Source organism: Brevundimonas sp. LM2, assembly GCF_002002865.1.
Lineage (GTDB): Bacteria > Pseudomonadota > Alphaproteobacteria > Caulobacterales > Caulobacteraceae > Brevundimonas.
The window spans coordinates 593,969-608,715 of sequence record NZ_CP019508.1; the positions used below are offsets into that span (position 1 = coordinate 593,969).

Annotated in this window: 16 protein-coding genes and 1 other RNA gene; 8 read left to right on the forward strand and 9 right to left on the reverse strand. The window is 70.2% G+C overall.

Annotated features, from left to right (window positions below):
* Window positions 1–82 precede the first annotated feature (82 nt).
* From BZG35_RS02965 to ffs, 4 genes are all read right to left on the reverse strand, one after another.
* Window positions 83–1,936 (reverse strand): DNA polymerase III subunit gamma/tau, encoded by a 1,854-nt coding sequence (locus BZG35_RS02965; RefSeq protein WP_077354290.1) that lies wholly within the window; start codon window positions 1,934–1,936, stop codon window positions 83–85.
* Window positions 1,937–2,022: 86 nt separating this feature from the next.
* Window positions 2,023–2,427, reverse strand: coding sequence for a DUF3597 domain-containing protein (locus tag BZG35_RS02970; RefSeq protein WP_077354291.1), 405 nt, complete (start codon window positions 2,425–2,427; stop codon window positions 2,023–2,025).
* Between the two features lie 66 nt (window positions 2,428–2,493).
* Window positions 2,494–3,348 (reverse strand): oxidoreductase, encoded by an 855-nt coding sequence (locus BZG35_RS02975; RefSeq protein ID WP_077354292.1) that lies wholly within the window; start codon window positions 3,346–3,348, stop codon window positions 2,494–2,496.
* A gap of 164 nt (window positions 3,349–3,512) precedes the next feature.
* An RNA gene (gene ffs / locus BZG35_RS02980) (signal recognition particle sRNA small type) lies at window positions 3,513–3,606 on the reverse strand.
* A gap of 76 nt (window positions 3,607–3,682) precedes the next feature.
* On the opposite strand from ffs, the gene nudC reads away from it, so the two are divergent.
* Window positions 3,683–4,609: an NAD(+) diphosphatase gene (gene nudC / locus BZG35_RS02985; protein ID WP_077354293.1), complete on the forward strand. Its 927-nt coding sequence runs from the start codon at window positions 3,683–3,685 to the stop codon at window positions 4,607–4,609.
* Window positions 4,610–4,771: 162 nt separating this feature from the next.
* On the opposite strand, the gene BZG35_RS02990 is transcribed toward nudC, so the two are convergent.
* A complete protein-coding gene (locus BZG35_RS02990) occupies window positions 4,772–5,494 on the reverse strand; it encodes a 3-deoxy-manno-octulosonate cytidylyltransferase (RefSeq protein WP_077354294.1) in 723 nt (240 codons plus the stop codon).
* Window positions 5,495–5,645: 151 nt separating this feature from the next.
* Here BZG35_RS02990 and BZG35_RS02995 point away from each other — a divergent pair, with 151 nt between their 5' ends.
* Window positions 5,646–6,371, forward strand: a complete 726-nt coding sequence (locus BZG35_RS02995; RefSeq protein WP_077354295.1) for a cytochrome c family protein — start codon at window positions 5,646–5,648, stop codon at window positions 6,369–6,371.
* A 56-nt stretch (window positions 6,372–6,427) separates the two neighbouring features.
* On the opposite strand, the gene BZG35_RS03000 is transcribed toward BZG35_RS02995, so the two are convergent.
* Window positions 6,428–7,225, reverse strand: coding sequence for an NlpC/P60 family protein (locus BZG35_RS03000; RefSeq protein ID WP_077354296.1), 798 nt, complete (start codon window positions 7,223–7,225; stop codon window positions 6,428–6,430).
* A 139-nt stretch (window positions 7,226–7,364) separates the two neighbouring features.
* The gene (locus BZG35_RS03005) at window positions 7,365–8,759 is read right to left on the reverse strand and encodes a M17 family metallopeptidase (protein ID WP_077354297.1); all 1,395 of its coding nucleotides are present in this window, start codon (window positions 8,757–8,759) and stop codon (window positions 7,365–7,367) included.
* 83 nt (window positions 8,760–8,842) lie between these two features.
* Between BZG35_RS03005 and BZG35_RS03010 the strand changes: the two genes are divergently transcribed.
* Window positions 8,843–9,661 (forward strand): tetratricopeptide repeat protein, encoded by an 819-nt coding sequence (locus BZG35_RS03010; RefSeq protein ID WP_077354298.1) that lies wholly within the window; start codon window positions 8,843–8,845, stop codon window positions 9,659–9,661.
* Between the two features lie 3 nt (window positions 9,662–9,664).
* On the opposite strand, the gene BZG35_RS03015 is transcribed toward BZG35_RS03010, so the two are convergent.
* Window positions 9,665–10,234 carry a DUF4168 domain-containing protein gene (locus BZG35_RS03015; RefSeq protein ID WP_077354299.1) on the reverse strand — a complete coding sequence of 190 codons (570 nt, stop codon included), beginning with the start codon at window positions 10,232–10,234 and terminating at the stop codon, window positions 9,665–9,667.
* 147 nt (window positions 10,235–10,381) lie between these two features.
* Between BZG35_RS03015 and BZG35_RS03020 the strand changes: the two genes are divergently transcribed.
* Genes BZG35_RS03020 through thrS form a run of 3 tightly spaced genes read left to right on the forward strand, consistent with a single transcriptional unit; the run spans window position 10,382 to window position 13,060 of the window.
* The gene (locus BZG35_RS03020) at window positions 10,382–10,837 is read left to right on the forward strand and encodes an iron-sulfur cluster assembly scaffold protein (protein WP_077357768.1); all 456 of its coding nucleotides are present in this window, start codon (window positions 10,382–10,384) and stop codon (window positions 10,835–10,837) included.
* 55 nt (window positions 10,838–10,892) lie between these two features.
* Entirely contained in the window at window positions 10,893–11,144 is a 252-nt protein-coding gene (yidD, locus tag BZG35_RS03025) for a membrane protein insertion efficiency factor YidD (RefSeq protein WP_077354300.1), read from the forward strand.
* Window positions 11,141–13,060: a threonine--tRNA ligase gene (thrS, locus tag BZG35_RS03030; protein ID WP_077354301.1), complete on the forward strand. Its 1,920-nt coding sequence runs from the start codon at window positions 11,141–11,143 to the stop codon at window positions 13,058–13,060. The genes yidD and thrS overlap by 4 nt, the downstream gene beginning before the upstream one ends.
* On the opposite strand, the gene BZG35_RS03035 is transcribed toward thrS, so the two are convergent.
* Window positions 13,057–13,248, reverse strand: coding sequence for a hypothetical protein (locus tag BZG35_RS03035; RefSeq protein ID WP_077354302.1), 192 nt, complete (start codon window positions 13,246–13,248; stop codon window positions 13,057–13,059). The genes thrS and BZG35_RS03035 overlap by 4 nt on opposite strands.
* A 172-nt stretch (window positions 13,249–13,420) precedes the next feature.
* On the opposite strand from BZG35_RS03035, the gene BZG35_RS03040 reads away from it, so the two are divergent.
* A complete protein-coding gene (locus BZG35_RS03040; protein ID WP_171981864.1) occupies window positions 13,421–14,044 on the forward strand; it encodes a Crp/Fnr family transcriptional regulator in 624 nt (207 codons plus the stop codon).
* Window positions 14,045–14,130: 86 nt separating this feature from the next.
* Window positions 14,131–14,634, forward strand: coding sequence for a ferritin-like domain-containing protein (locus BZG35_RS03045; RefSeq protein ID WP_077354304.1), 504 nt, complete (start codon window positions 14,131–14,133; stop codon window positions 14,632–14,634).
* Window positions 14,635–14,747 lie beyond the last annotated feature (113 nt).

The following is a 14,747-nucleotide window of genomic DNA, read 5'->3' on the forward strand; positions in this document are numbered from 1 at the left end:
CCGTTTAAGGAGCGCGGACCTCCAGGTCCGCCATTATGTAGACCTAGCGACCTCGAAGGGCGGACCTGGAGGTCCGCGCTCCCTAATCTTCGTCTTCCACCTCGTCCGGGATCTCCGGCATCTCCACGGCGGGGGCCAGGGTCTTGATGTCGCCGACCACGGCACCGGGAAAGGCGGCCATGACGGCCAGGACGAAGGGATCGGCGGCCACCTCGGCGCGCAGGTTGGCGGTGGCCTTCTTCTCCTGTTCGATCAGGGTCTCGCCGCCGCCCTGGCCGTTGGCGACGACGAACCAGGGCCGGCCGGTCCATTCCTTCAGCCGTGAGGACAGGCGGGTGGCCAGGTTGGCGGGCGCGCCCTCGACCGGCTCATAGGTCAGGGCCCCGGGCTTGAACGACACGGGCCGGACGTAGCGCTGGACGTCCATCTGAAGGGCAATCTCGCGCTTTTCGCCGATCAGGGCGACGACGGCCTCGAAGGTCTGGGGGTCGGGGAAGGCGGGGGCGGCCACGGGGCGCGGGGCCATCTGGGCCGAGGCTCCACCGCCGCCGCCGTTGCCGCCCCGGGGCGCGCCCGAGCCGGAGCCGCCGCCCGATCCACCGGACAGGGGCTCGCCCGACTGAAGCCGCTTCAGCGCCTCTTCCGGTCCCGGCAGGTCGGCGGCGTAGGCGAGGCGGACGATGGCCATCTCGACCGCATCGGCGGGGCTCGGCGCACGCCGGACCTCGTCCAGCGCCTTCAGCAGCATCGACCAGGTGCGCGACAGGGTGCCGGCGGAGACCTGCGATCCCATGGCCGCCAGCCGCTGGGCCTGGTCGTTGGGCAGGCGGGTCGCATTCGGCCCCAGCATCTTGGCGACCGAGGCGGCGTGGCAGTGTTCCAGCAGGTCGTTGGTCACCTGGACCGGATCGGCCCCGTAGCCGTAGAGGGTGCGGAAGGTCTCCAGCGCCTCGGGCGTGCGGCCGGCCATGATCTGTTCGAACAGGGCGATGGTCTGGCTGCGGTCGGCCAGGCCCAGCATGTCGCGGACCGTTTCGGTGGCCACCGGCTCGCCGCGCTCCCCCTGGACCAGGGCCTGGTCCAGCAGGCTGAGGCCGTCGCGCACCGAGCCCTCGGCGGCGCGGGCGATCAGGGCCAGGGCGTCGTCCTCGACCTTCATGCCTTCCTTCGTCGCGATCCGCCCCAGGTGCTCGACCAGGATCTCGGGCTCGACGCGGCGCAGGTCGAAGCGCTGGCAGCGGCTCAGGATCGTCACCGGCACCTTGCGGATCTCGGTGGTGGCGAAGATGAATTTGGCGTGGGGCGGCGGCTCTTCCAGGGTCTTCAGCAGGGCGTTGAAGGCCTGGTTCGACAGCATGTGCACCTCGTCGAGCACATAGACCTTGTAGCGGGCCTCGACCGGGCCGTAGCGGACGCTCTCCAGGATGTCGCGGATGTCGTTGACGCCGGTGTGGCTGGCGGCGTCCAGCTCCATCACGTCCATATGCTGGCCGGCCATGATTGCGGCGTCGTGGCGACCGTGGGCGGTCAGCGCCAGCGACGGGCGGTCGATGACGTCGGTCTCGTTGTTCAGGGCCCGGGCCAGCAGGCGGGCGGTGGTGGTCTTGCCGACCCCCCGGACCCCGGTCAGCATGAAGGCGTGGGCGATGCGGCCGGTGGCGAAGGCATTGGTCAGGGTGCGGACCATGGCCTCCTGGCCGATCAGGTCCTCGAAGGTGCGCGGCCGGTATTTGCGCGCCAGGACGGTATAGGCCTCGCCGTCATTCTGATGCCCGGCGTCGGTCACCACCGGCGAGGGCGCGGCGGCTGGGGAAGACACCGCAGACGGAGGAGCAGGGGCAGGGCCCCCGAACATGTCGTCGGTGTTCTCGTCCCGCTCGGGTGCTTCGTCTTCCGCCCAGGGCGGATCGCCGGAATCAAGGTCGACGTCGGTCATGAGACCGTCTTACCCCGGGTCGGGGCGGCCGCGCGACTCCCGCGTCCGCTCATCCCCACGAAAGCGAGGATGAGCGGGTTGGTATCTTACATATCGCGCGGAAGCTGACCGCCATTGTCGACGATCTTCTGAAGCACCTGCTTGTGCAGCCAGATGTTCATCGAAGCGGAATCCGATTTGTCGCCGGTATAGCCGAGCTCGTCGGCCAGTTCCTTGCGCTCGGACAGCGAGCTTTCCATGCCGCACAGCTTCATCAGGTCGACGATCGAGGTGCGCCAGTTCAGCTTCTGGTCGCGCTGCTCGTTCATGAAGTCGAGGATGCCGGCGACGTCGACCGGCTGGGCCGGCTGGGGCGCGGGCGCGGCGGCAGAGGCGGTGGTCGGGGTCTGGACCGGGGTGGCGGTCGGGGCCGGCTGCGCCGGGGCGGACGGAGCCTTGGGCTGCTCCTTGCGCTTGAAGATCTTGCCGAGAATATTGCCGAGAATGCTCACGAAGGGCTCCGTTCGTTGTGAGCCAAGGGAGCGGGCGGGACCGGTGAAGGTTCCCGCCCCCGGCGGTCAGCCCTCGCCTTCGGGGAAGTCCGCGCCCTCGGTGACCTCGGCCCAGGCGTCGAAGTCCTTCCGCAGCATCTCGATCTTCTGACGGCCCGTCTGCAGGGCCGTCTTGCCCAGCAGCAGGCGCAGGGGCGGATCCTCGGCCTCGACCGCCTGGATGATGGCGGCGGCGGCGCGTTTCGGATCGCCGGGCTGGGTGCCCGAATAGGCGCGGATCGAGGCGCGGCGGGCTCCGGCGGTCTCCGCATAGTCGTCGATAGTGATGCTGGTTTCATTGGCCGACCGACCGGCCCAGTCGGTGCGGAAGCCCGAAGGCTCCACGATCAGGACCTTGATCCCCAGGGGGGCGACCTCGGCCGCCAGGGTCTCGGACAGGCCCTCGACGGCGAATTTCGTGGCGGCGTAGTGGCCCACGGCGGGGAAGCCCCGCAGCCCGCCCATGGACGAGATGTTGACGATCGTTCCGGACCGCTGGTCCCGCAGCCCCGGCAGGACCAGCTGGGTCATGCGGATCAGACCCCAGACGTTGATCTCGAACATGCGGCGGACCTCGACCTCCTCGGCCTCCTCGATGGCCGCGAAATAGCCGATGCCGGCGTTGTTCACGAGCACGTCGATGCGGCCGAAATGTTGCGTCGCCGCCGCCACGGCCGCCTCGGCCTGGTCCGTGTCGGTGACGTCGAGCTTCAGCGCCAGCACCCGGTCGCCGCCCAGGGTCGCCAGATCGGCGACGTCGTCGGGGTTCCGGGCCGTGGCGACGACGCGGTAGCCCCTGTCGATCAGGGCGGTGGCCAGTTCGCGGCCGAAGCCGGTCGAACATCCGGTGATGAACCAGACGGGGGTGTCGTGATCGGCCATGGGGCGGCTCCGTATCGGGGGGACCCGTTCAGGTGGGGGACGCGGGCGCGATCGCAAGCGCAAGCGCCCCTCAAGCAGCGAGGCTCCGCGAGCCGAGCGTTAGCGCACTAAACCCGCGCTCAAGCAGCGAGCGACCGTGTCGCGAGCGTTAGCGCACTGAGAGGGAAGGTGGAGACCGCGACCCGAAGGGGAATTCGTTGTGGCTGCTGCCTTCCGGCCCTGACCAGGTTGGCGAAGCCTTCGCCCGCGATCTCCGAGGCCTATATCGCGCCGGACACGGTCGAGATCAAGCCACCCTCTCCCGCCGCCCTGCGAACCCGGCTAGGAAGCGGCCATGGCCCTCCCTCTTCTCAATACCTTCGGCGGCAACCCGCTGGATCGCGCCGGCGACCAGAGGAACAGCCCCGACTGGCTGGCGGAGCAGGCGGCGAACCCCGAGGCCCTGGCCGCGGTCTTCTGGGACGGGCGGCCGCTGTTGGAACAGCATGCCGACGGTCCGCGCCTGGCCTGGATCGCGCTCAGCCATGCCCGCGACCTGATCCGCGACGGGGACCGCGAGCTGTTCCTGGGCCTGTGGAAGGGCGCACCCTGTTTCGCGATCGAGTTCGGCGGCGCGGCGGATCCCGCCACCGGGCCCGTCCGGGGCCTGGGCACCTTCACCGAGATGCGCGAGGCGGCGGCGGTGCTGTCGGCGACCGACGCGGCCATCGCGGGCGGGGCCAAGTCGCTGTTCGACTGGCGGCGTCGTCACGGCTTCTGCGCCAACTGCGGCCAGGAGACCGAGACGGCCTGCGGGGGGTGGAAGCGGATCTGTCCGGCCTGCACGGCCGAGCATTTTCCCCGCGTCGATCCCGTGACGATCATGCTGCCGGTGTTCGGGGACCGCTGCCTTCTGGGGCGGCAGGCCAGCTGGCCGGTTGGGCGGATGTCGGCTTTGGCGGGGTTTCTGGAGCCGGGCGAAACCATCGAGGAGGCCTGCGCGCGCGAGATCCAGGAGGAGGCGGGGCTGACGGTGACGGCCACCACCTACCATTCCAGCCAGCCCTGGCCCTTCCCGTCGCAGCTGATGATCGGCCTGATCGCCGAGGTCTCCGACGATGACGCCACGCCCGACCAGACCGAACTGGAAGAGGTACGCTGGCTGACGAAGGATGAGGCCCGCGCCGTCCTGGCGGGTGAGCATGAGGTCAAGGCCCCGCCGACGTTCGCGATCGCCCGGACGCTCCTTCAGGCCTGGGTCGACGGCTTCGAGGCGACGTGAGGCAGGCTTTTCTCCCTCCCCCTCGGGGAGGGCAGATCGCGAAGCGATCGGGTGGGGGCGGCAAGGCAAGGCCGCACAGACCGGTGTCCGGGTCGCCTGGACCTCCCCACCCCGTCGCTTCGCGACGCCCCTCCCCCGCGGGGGGAGGGACAACGCTTTGCGTCACACCAACTTGCGCGCCGCTTCCAGATCCTGCGGATTGTCGACCGAGATCGGGGCCTCTCCGATGACCGCCGCCCAGATCGACAGGCCCATCTCCAGCGCCCGCAGCTGTTCCAGCTTCTCGCGGCGCTCCAGCGGGGACGGCGGGGCGGCGCAGAAGCGTTTCAGGGCCTCGCGGCGATAGCCGTAGACGCCGATGTGTCGCCACACCGGCGCGTCGCCATACAGGGTCGACCGGGTGAAATAGAGGGCGCGGGCGTGGCGCTCGCCGTCCGCCAGCGCCAGAACGGCCTTGACCACGTCGACGTTGGTCCGGTCCGAGACGTCGGCCTCGGGCGCGACCAGGGTGGCGATGTCGCAGCTCGGCTCGCCATTCAGCAGGGCGGCGCAGGCCGTGGCGATGCCGGGATCGGCGAAGGGCATGTCGCCCTGCAGGTTGATGATGGCGTCATATTCCCCGTCGGGATCCAGGGTCTCCAGCGCCGCCAGCACGCGGTCGGAGCCGCTGGGCAGGGCGGGGTCGGTCAGGACGGCGCGCCCGCCCACGGCCTCGATCGCGGCGACGATCTCGGGGTCCCCGGCGGCGACGGCGACCGGCAGGCCGGAGTCCATCGCCCGTTCCCAGGCGCGCACGATCATCGACGTGCCGCCGATGTCGGCCAGGGGCTTTCCGGGCAGGCGGGTGGCGGCCAGCCGCGTCGGGATGAGGATCAGAGGCGTCATCGATGCGTTTCCCGACTGCGACGCCCCGACGCCTGCTCAGAGCGCCGGGGCCGGTTGCGAAGGCGGCGCTAGCGTGTCAGAGACGCCCACGCAAGAATTTCGCCCGATTGCTGCACCGCAGCGGGCCTCAAAGACGGGATGCGACGACGCGATGAGCGGCGATCTGAAGTGGAACAAGATTTTCGGCGCGGGTCTGGGGACGGCGTTCGCCATCCTGGTGGTCCAGCAGGTGTCGCAGGCGGTCTACACGACCGAGGGACCCGAGAAGGCCGGCTATGCCGTCACCGTGGCCGAACCCACCGAGGGCGGTGAAGCCGCCGAGCTGGCGCCGGACTGGGGCACGCTGATCCCGGTCGCCGATCTGGCTGCGGGCGAGGCCGCGTTCGCGCGCTGCCAGGGCTGCCACAACGTCGCCTCGGGCGGCGCGAACGGCATCGGGCCGAACCTGTGGGCCGTCGTCGGTCGCCCCGTGGCCAGCCATGCGGGCTTTGCCTATTCCGAGGCCATGGCGGGACATACCTCGGTCGACCCGACCTGGTCGCTCGACGCGCTGGACAAGTTCATCACGGCTCCGGCGCGTTACGTGCCGGGCACGAAGATGTCCTTCGCCGGCCTGCGGGACACCGAGGCGCGGGTCAATCTGATCGCCTATCTGCGCAGCCAGGGTTCCGCCGCCGCTCCGATCCCCGCGCCCGATCCGACCCGTCAGCCTGGCGGCGCCGCTCCGGCGGCCGTCCCCGCTGAAGGTGCGGCACCGGCCGCCGAAGGTGCCGAAGCGGTTGACGGCGCCGCCGCACCGGCTGCCGGTGCCACGCCGGCGCCCGCGGTGCCGGCGGCTCCGGCCGCGGCAGCCGCTCCGGCTGTGCCGGCCGCCTGATCGGTCCAAGGAACATCGAACGCGGACGGGCGGCCTTCGGGTCGCCCGTTTTCGTTTCAGGGCCGGATGCGGCGGAAGATCACCGGCTGAAACCCATCCGCCCGGCAGCGGGCGTCGGCCTCGGCGAAGGCTTCGATCACGACCGCGCCATGATGGCCGGTGGCGTGAAGGACGCGGTCGGCGTCCAGGACGAAGGCCGAATGGCCGGTCCAGCTCTGACCGGGTCGCACGTCCAGCCAGATGGCGAGGTCGCCCCGGCGCGCCTGTGCCCGCGCGACGTCGGTGCCCAGGGCAGCCTGTTCGTGCGCGCGGCGCGGGCCGGGCAGGCCGCAGGCCAGCAGGGCCTGCTGCACCAGTCCGGAACAGTCGGTCGCCCGCGAGGATCGCGCGCCGAGCGCGTGGGGCACGCCCAGAAGCCGCTCCGCGACCGTGACGGGATCGTCTCCGAACAGGCCGATCTCGACCAGATCCGGTCCGACGTCATCGCCGGCGCGCACCAGGGCGTTCAGCGGCAGGTCGGCGTCCACGGCGGCGACGCGGTGCGTCGGCAAGGCCACGGCCGGAGCGAGGGCCTCCGCGTCCACCCAGCCGACGGTGCCGTCGCGTCGCGCCTGGCCCCAGACGCGGTCGCCGCGGCGCTCCAGCCCGTCGAACACCTCTCCGAACAGCAGCTGGTCGATCCGCTCCGAGCTTTGTGACGCCTCGGCGTGAATGTCAGCGACCGGTGCGCGCCCGCGCAGGGGCTCGGCCGCTCTGAAGGCCCGGGCCCGGACAAGCCCCTCCAGCGCCTGAACCGCCAGATCGGGCCGGGCCAGGGTGGTGCGGGGATCGAGGGCGGGCGAGGGGTTGAACAAGGCGGGCTCTGAGGGTTGGACCATCCTTGTGGCAAACGAAGGCGAAAGTCTCGTTAATGGCGCAGATCGTATCGCAATCCTGCGTCGGGCGTCTGGTCGCAGGATTGGCGGCCTTCAACGAGCGACCGGCCCGGCCGGCTCAGCCGGCGTAACGCGCCTTCAGCATGGCATAGGCGGCGCGCAGGCCCTGGGCCTCGCCGCCCTCGGGCCAGCCCGGGCGGTTGCGGCTGTTCCAGGCGAAGACGTCCAGATGGCCCCAGGCCCCGGTGGTTGGGGCGAATTTCTGCAGGAACAGGGCGGCGGTGATCGATCCCCCCTGCGCCCAGGCGGCGGAGTCGTTGCGGACGTCGGCGAGATCGCTGTCGATCGCGGCGAGGTAGCCCGGCCACAGCGGCATGCGCCACAAAGGATCCCGAACGGCTCTGGCCGCCCGCAGCAGGTCGTCGGCCAGGGCCTCGTCATCGGTGTAGAGCGGCGGCAGGTCCGGCCCCAGGGCCACGCGCGCGGCCCCGGTCAGGGTGGCGAAATCCAGCGTCAGATCCGGCGCATGCTCGCTCGCCCGCGTCAGGGCGTCGGCCAGGATCAGCCGGCCCTCGGCATCCGTATTGCCGATCTCGATGGTCAGGCCCTTGCGGCTGGACAGCACGTCGCCGGGCCGGAAGGCATCGGCCGAGATGGCGTTCTCCACGGCGGCGACCAGCACCACCAGTCGCACGTCGAGGTCGGCCTGCATGACCAGCCGGGCCAGGGCCAGGACGTGCGCCGCCCCGCCCATGTCCTTCTTCATGTTGCGCATGCCGGCCGACGGCTTGATGTCCAGCCCGCCGGTGTCGAAGGCGACCCCCTTGCCGACCAGGGCGACCAGCGGCCGGTCGGTGCGATCCAGGTTCCAGCCGAGCTCGATGATCCGTGGCGCGCGGTGCGGGGCGGCGGCCCGGCCGACGGCGTGGATGGCGGGATAGTTGGCTTCCAGCAGGTCATTGCCGGTCACCACCGCGATCGTGGCACCGTGGGCCTCGGCGATCTCGCGGGCGATGGTCTCCATCTGCAGCGGCCCCATGTCGGCGGCGGGCGTGTCGACCATCTCGCGGCACAGGGCGCAGGCGGCGGCGATCCGCCCGGCCTCGGCGGCGTCGAAGCCTTCGGGGGCCACGAGCCGTACCTCGCCCTTATCGGGGCTGGGCTTGTAGCGATCGAACCGGTAGCGGCCCAGCAGGAAGGCGAGGCCCGCAGCGTGCGCTTCTGCAGGGTCCGCATCCAGACGATACAGGCCCGCGGGAAGCCGGGTGGACAGGGCCCGCGCGCTCATCGGATCGAAGCTCGGACCGGTTCCGACCAAGACGTGATCGATCCCGCCCTCGGGGCCCGGCACGATCAGGATCTGGCCCGGCTGGCCGTCGAAGCCCAGGCGTTCGGCCCAGGTCCGGGCTGTCGGGGGGACGGGCTGATCGGGCGCCACGAAGCGCAGGGGAACCGCCTGGGCAGCCTCGGCGGCATCGCCGGGGACGATCGGGTCGGGCGCTACGATGGACATGGGCGGCCTGAAATTCGGGATTAACCAATGATTGACGCGAAAGGCGGACCCTTCGGCGTCGAAGACCTTTCGCCGGATGGCCCATGTCGCGCAACCGTTCCCTGATCTTCCTGACCGGCCTGTCGCTCGCCGGGGCCATGGCGGGGTCCGCCTGGGCCCAGGTCGCCACCCCGGCCGCGGCGCCCGCCGCCCGACAGGCCGCCTCGGCCGAGGAACGGGCGGCCTACGGTCGTCTCGATCCCCTGGCCCGGTCGGTCTTCTGGTCGCGCGAAATGGAGGTGAACCCCGCCGACGTCGAGGCCGGCGTCCGCCTGGCCGAGGCGCTGCGCCAGATGGGTCAGTTCGATCAGGCGGCGACGATCGCCCAACAGGTCCTCGTCACGCAGCCGACCAACATCGAGGCGATGATGGAGATCGGCCGGACCCAGATCGCGCGGGGCCAGGCCTTCTACGGCATCGCGCCGCTGGAACAGGCGCGCGCCCTGGCTCCGGGCGATTGGCGACCGCTGTCGTTGCTGGGGGTGGCCTATCAGCAGGTCAGCCGCACGGCCGATGCGCGTCAGGCCTGGAACCAGGCCCTGACCGTGTCGCCCGACAACCCGGAAATCCTCACCAACGCCGCCATGGCCCTGGTGACGACAGGGGATGCGCGCGGGGCCGAGACCCTGTTGCGGCGCGCCGTCGCTCAGCCCGCCGCCACGCAGAAGATGCGGCTGAACCTGGCCATGGTGCTGGGGCTGCAGGGGCGGGCGGGGGAGGCGGAGCAGATCATCCGCCGGGAACTTCCCCCCGCCTCCGCCGAGCGCAACCTGCAATGGCTCCGCAGCCAGGTGGTGGCTCCGCCCGCAGAGACGACGGCCCCGGCCTCGGCCCGAACCTGGTCGTCCCTGCAGGGCGGCTAGACCTTATTGGGTCTGGGCGTCGGCCAGTTCCATGCGCGCCTGCAGACGCTCGTCGGTCGAGACCGCCTGGGCGATCGCGTTGAAGCGCTCCAGCTCGAGACCCGAGGCCGTCACGGCCGCGGCCATGGCGGCTTGCTGCTCGGTCGTGGGCGTCGTGCCGTCGGTCGGCCCGGCGGCGCGGACCTGGACCATGGCGGCGGCGAACTGAGCGGCCTCTTCATCGGTCACGGAGGCGGCGACCGATCCGGCGGCCGACTCGGGGGCGGCCAGAACGGCCAGCCGGGCCTGCAGCACTTCGTCGGTGGAGACCGCCGTGCCGAGGGCGTTGAAGGCGGCGATGTCCATGCCCGAGGAATCGACGGCGGCGGCCATGGCGGCCTGCTGCTCGGGAGTCGGGGTGGCACCGTCCGCCGGGCCGGCGGCGCGCACGGCCGTCATGGCGGTGGCGAAGGCCTGAAGCTGCGCGTCGGTGTATTCGACGGCCTGGGTGATCGCGACGGGCGCGGCGGCGACGGCGGTGGCGGCGCCGGTCAGGGCCAGGGCGGAAACGGCGGCGATCAGGGTCATGCGCATGAGAAAAATCCTTGGGGGCTTAAGCGGCTTAGGCGTCGGGGAGTGACGACGGCCATCGCCGCCTGAACGCTGCGGCAAAGCCACGGTTCCTGGGGTCCGGTCGCCGGGCGGCTTCTCCGAACCCCGGTGGGTCCCTATCTTGGCGGCATGATCGACGACCTTTACAGCGCGCGGATCCTGACCCTGGCCGCCAATCTTCCCCACGCCGGGCGGCTGGCCGATCCCCAGGGCACCGGAGAGCGCGTGGCCAAGCTGTGCGGGTCGCGCGCCACGGTCGATGTGAATCTGGACGCGGATGGCCGGGTCGTCGCCTTCGCCCAGGACGTGAAGGCCTGCGCCCTGGGCCAGGCGGCGGCGGGCGTGGTCGGCGAGGCGGTCCTGGGCGCGTCCATGGCGGAGGTGCAGGCCGCCCGCGAGGCCATGCTGGCCATGCTGAAGTCGGGCGGTGAGGGGCCGACCGGGCGGTTCGAGGGCTTGCGGGCCCTCAAACAGGTGGCCGACTATCCGGCCCGGCACGCCTCCACCATGGTGGCGATCGAGGCGACCCTGGAGGCGATCGCCAAGGCCGAGGCGGCGCGCCATCCCGTGGCCGGCGCCGCCTAGGTCCGGCCCTCCATCGGCCAGTTGCTCCTGACCGCGACCCGGGGGATAAGCCCGCATGGCCCAGCCCGGCACCCTGTACGAACGCGGCGTTCGCGCGGCCCATCGCGGCTACAAGGTCACCCTCAGCCCCTTGTTCGGCCAGTCGTGCCGGTTCCTGCCGACCTGTTCGGACTATGGGCGCGACGCCCTGATCCGGCACGGTCTGCGCAAGGGGGGGTGGCTGACCCTGCGCCGGCTCTGTAAATGCCACCCCTTCGGCGGTTCGGGCTATGACCCGGTTCCGCCCCTCGAGACCGAGACCCCATGATCCAACTGACCTTCCCCGACGGTGCCGTGCGTGACTACCCGGCCGGTTCGACCGCCCGCGACGTGGCCCACGCCATCTCTCCCTCCCTGGCCAAGAAGGCCGTCCTGGCCGAGTTGAACGGCGAGCAGCGCGACCTGAACCGGGTGCTGGAGGCCAGCGGGTCCTTCCGCCTGATCATGCGCGACGACCCGGCGGCCCTCTACACCATCCGCCACGACACGGCCCACGTGCTGGCCGAGGCGGTGCAGAAGCTGTTCCCGGGCACCCAGGTGACCATCGGCCCGGCCATCGAGGACGGATTCTACTACGACTTCTATCGCGAGACGCCCTTCTCCACCGACGACTTCGCCGCCATCGAGAAGGAGATGGGCAAGATCGTCGATCGCGACGCGAAATTTGAACGCGAGGTCTGGGACCGCGACGAGGCCATCCTGTTCTTCGAGGCGCGGGGCGAGAAGTTCAAGGCCGAGCTGATCCGCGACCTGCCCGAGGCCGAGACCATCACCTTGTACCGCCAGGGCGACTGGATCGACCTTTGCCGGGGGCCGCATTTCCCCTCGACCCGCCACACCGGCAAGGCGTTCAAGCTGACCAAGCTGGCCGGGGCCTACTGGCGCGGCGACTCCAACCGCGAACAGCTGCAGCGCATCTACGGCACCGCCTGGGCGACCAAGGAGGACCTCGACGCCTATCTGCTGCGCATCGAGGAGGCCGAGAAGCGGGATCACCGCAAGCTGGGCCGCCAGATGGAGCTCTTCCACATGCAGGAAGAGGGCCGGGGCATGGTCTTCTGGCACCCCAAGGGCTGGTTCCTGTGGCAGGTCATCGAGGCCTATATGCGCCGCCGCCTGGACGCCGCCGGCTATGTCGAGGTCAAGACGCCCCAGGTGCTGGACCGCAAATTCTGGGAGGCCTCGGGCCACTGGGAGAAATACCGGCCCAACATGTTCGTCTGCGAGACGGTGGAGGGCGAGACTCTCAGCCTCAAGCCGATGAACTGCCCCGGCCACGTCCAGATCTTCGGCATCGGCCAGCGGTCGTACCGCGAGCTGCCGCTGCGCATGGCCGAGTTCGGGGCCTGTCACCGCTACGAGCCGTCGGGTGCCCTGCACGGCCTGATGCGGGTGCGCGGCTTCACCCAGGACGACGCCCACATCTTCTGCCGCGAGGACCAGATCGTCGAGGAGACGCGCCGGTTCATCGAGCTGACCCGGATCGTCCATGCCGACCTCGGCATGCAGACCGCCTACATCAACCTGGCCACGCGCCCGGACGTGCGCGCCGGGTCTGATGAGTTCTGGGACAAGGCCGAGGGCATGCTGGGCGAGGCCGCGCGCCTGGCCGGGGTCGATCCGGTCATCGCCGAGGGCGACGGGGCCTTCTATGCGCCGAAGCTGGATTTCGTGGTCAAGGACGCCATCGGGCGGGAATGGACCTGCGGCACCCTTCAGCTGGACTATGTCCTGCCCGAACGGCTGAACGCGGAATACATCGGCGAGGACGGTCAGAAGCACCGGCCGGTCATGCTGCACCGGGCCATCCTGGGCAGTTTCGAGCGGTTCATCGGCATCATGATCGAGAACTACGCCGGGGCCTTCCCCCTATGGCTGGCGCCGGTCCAGGCGGTGGTGGCGACCATCACCTCGGACGCCGACGACTATGCGCAAGAGGTGGCGGCCAGGTTCAAGGCGGCCGGCCTGCGGGTCGAGACCGACCTGCGCAACGAGAAGGTCGGCTACAAGGTGCGCGAACATTCGGTTGGCAAGGTGCCGGTCATCGCCGTGGTCGGTCGCAGCGAGGCCGAGCAGGGCGAGGTGGCCATCCGGCGGCTGGGCTCCCAGGCCCAGACGGTGGTCTCGATCGAGGAGGCGATCCGGATCCTGACCGAAGAGGCGACCCCGCCCGATCTGCGCTAGGGCCTCAGCCGGCGGATCGTGGCGATGCGCTTGTCGTCGAGCAGGATATGGGCCGCGATGCCGCTGGCGTGGGTCGACAGCAGCGCCTTGGCCTGGGCCCGCGCCTGATCCTCGCTGTCGGCGTCCAGCGGCTCCATATGCGGCGTGCCGATGATGTCGCGCTCGATGAAACAGAAATAGGTCGGCACAGTCAGCTCCCGGTCGTGCGACAGGATACCATGTATGTTCCCCTTTTGTGCCCGGCGCGGGACATAGGGATCGAAGCTCGGCTTTCAGCGTTGCCGTACCATGTCGGACCCTTTCGAAAATCGTTTCCTCAACGCGCTCGTTTCCGAGGATATTCAGGTGCTTCGGCGCTTGTTGAGGCGCGTTTCCCTGACCGTGGATCAGATCGTGGTCGATCAGGGGGCGGCCGTCGAACAGGTGCATTTTCCGATCGACGCCCAGTTCGCCAATCTGATCCGGTTCGCGGACGGCACGGCCATCGAGACCGCGGTGATCGGCAATGAGGGCCTGACGGGGCTGGCTCCTGTCATGGCCAACCTGCACTGCGGGTGGGAGATCGTCTGCCGCGCCTCGGGCGAGGCCTATGTGGCCAGCGCCCAGGCTCTTCGTGCGCTGGCGGCCGAGCGGCCCACGGTGATGGCGCGTCTGCTGGCCCTGACCGACCTCTATCAGGCGCAGGCGGCTCAGGCGGCGGCCTGCAACGCGGCCCACCCCGTGCCCGACCGGATCGCGCGGTGGTTTCTGACGGCCGACGACCTGTCGCCGCGGGACATGATGACCTTCCGCCAGGAGGAACTGGCCCGGCTGATCGGGGCGCGCCGCTCGACGGTCAGTGAGGCCGCGTCCCAGCTGAAGCGCCGCAAGCTGATCGCCTACAATCGCGGGATCATCCGGATCCTCGATCGGCCCGCCCTGGAGGCGGCCGCCTGCGATTGCTACCGCATGTTGAAACCCCGGTTGGACGGGCTCTACGCCTAGATGTCCCTGGTTTAGGTCGCCTTGGCGACATAGGAACCGACGTTCGGTCGACGGCTTCTAGGGGCTTGCCACACAGGAGTTCCCCCATGGCCGACAAGACCCTCGACACGCTGTTCCACGACACGCTCAAGGACATCTACTATGCCGAGCGCAAGATCCTGAAGTCCCTGCCCAAGATGCAGCGCGCGGCCCAGTCGCCCGACCTCAAGGCCGCCTTCGAGAAGCACAAGGGGCAGACCGAGGGCCAGATCGAGCGCCTGCAGCAGGTGTTCGAGATCATCGGAAAGCCGGCCCGCGGCAAGACCTGCGACGCCATCGAGGGCATCCTGGCCGAGGGCGAGGAGATTATGGAAGAGTACAAGGACACGCCGGCGCTCGACGCCGGCCTGCTGGCCGCCGCCCAGGCCGTCGAACACTATGAGATCACCCGCTACGGCACGCTGAAGCGCTGGGCCCTGGTGCTCGGCCTGGAGGACGCCGCCGCCCTGCTGGACGAGACCCTGCAGGAAGAGTCCCAGACCGACGAGGACCTGACGACGATCGCCGACGCGACGGTCAACGCCGAAGCCATGCAGGCCGTCGCCGCCTAGGCCACGCCGAACGATCGACCGGAACGCGAGGCCGGCGAGGGACATCCTCGCCGGCCTTCGTCCGTCTGCGCTCACCCGATACTTCGCGCGTTGGACGATAAGCAACGGGAGGC

Excerpts from the sequence above, each read along its gene's own strand:
- nudC (WP_077354293.1), top strand. The coding sequence starts at position 3,683 with ATGGCCCTCCCTCTTCTCAATACCTTCGGCGGCAACCCGCTGGATCGC.
- thrS (WP_077354301.1), top strand. The coding sequence starts at position 11,141 with ATGATCCAACTGACCTTCCCCGACGGTGCCGTGCGTGACTACCCGGCC.
- BZG35_RS02975 (WP_077354292.1), bottom strand. The coding sequence starts at position 3,348 with ATGGCCGATCACGACACCCCCGTCTGGTTCATCACCGGATGTTCGACC.
- BZG35_RS02995 (WP_077354295.1), top strand. The coding sequence starts at position 5,646 with ATGAGCGGCGATCTGAAGTGGAACAAGATTTTCGGCGCGGGTCTGGGG.
- BZG35_RS02965 (WP_077354290.1), bottom strand. The coding sequence starts at position 1,936 with ATGACCGACGTCGACCTTGATTCCGGCGATCCGCCCTGGGCGGAAGAC.
- BZG35_RS03045 (WP_077354304.1), top strand. The coding sequence starts at position 14,131 with ATGGCCGACAAGACCCTCGACACGCTGTTCCACGACACGCTCAAGGAC.
- yidD (WP_077354300.1), top strand. The coding sequence starts at position 10,893 with ATGGCCCAGCCCGGCACCCTGTACGAACGCGGCGTTCGCGCGGCCCAT.
- BZG35_RS02990 (WP_077354294.1), bottom strand. The coding sequence starts at position 5,494 with ATGACGCCTCTGATCCTCATCCCGACGCGGCTGGCCGCCACCCGCCTG.
- BZG35_RS03005 (WP_077354297.1), bottom strand. The coding sequence starts at position 8,759 with ATGTCCATCGTAGCGCCCGACCCGATCGTCCCCGGCGATGCCGCCGAG.
- BZG35_RS03010 (WP_077354298.1), top strand. The coding sequence starts at position 8,843 with ATGTCGCGCAACCGTTCCCTGATCTTCCTGACCGGCCTGTCGCTCGCC.
- BZG35_RS03015 (WP_077354299.1), bottom strand. The coding sequence starts at position 10,234 with ATGCGCATGACCCTGATCGCCGCCGTTTCCGCCCTGGCCCTGACCGGC.
- BZG35_RS03020 (WP_077357768.1), top strand. The coding sequence starts at position 10,382 with ATGATCGACGACCTTTACAGCGCGCGGATCCTGACCCTGGCCGCCAAT.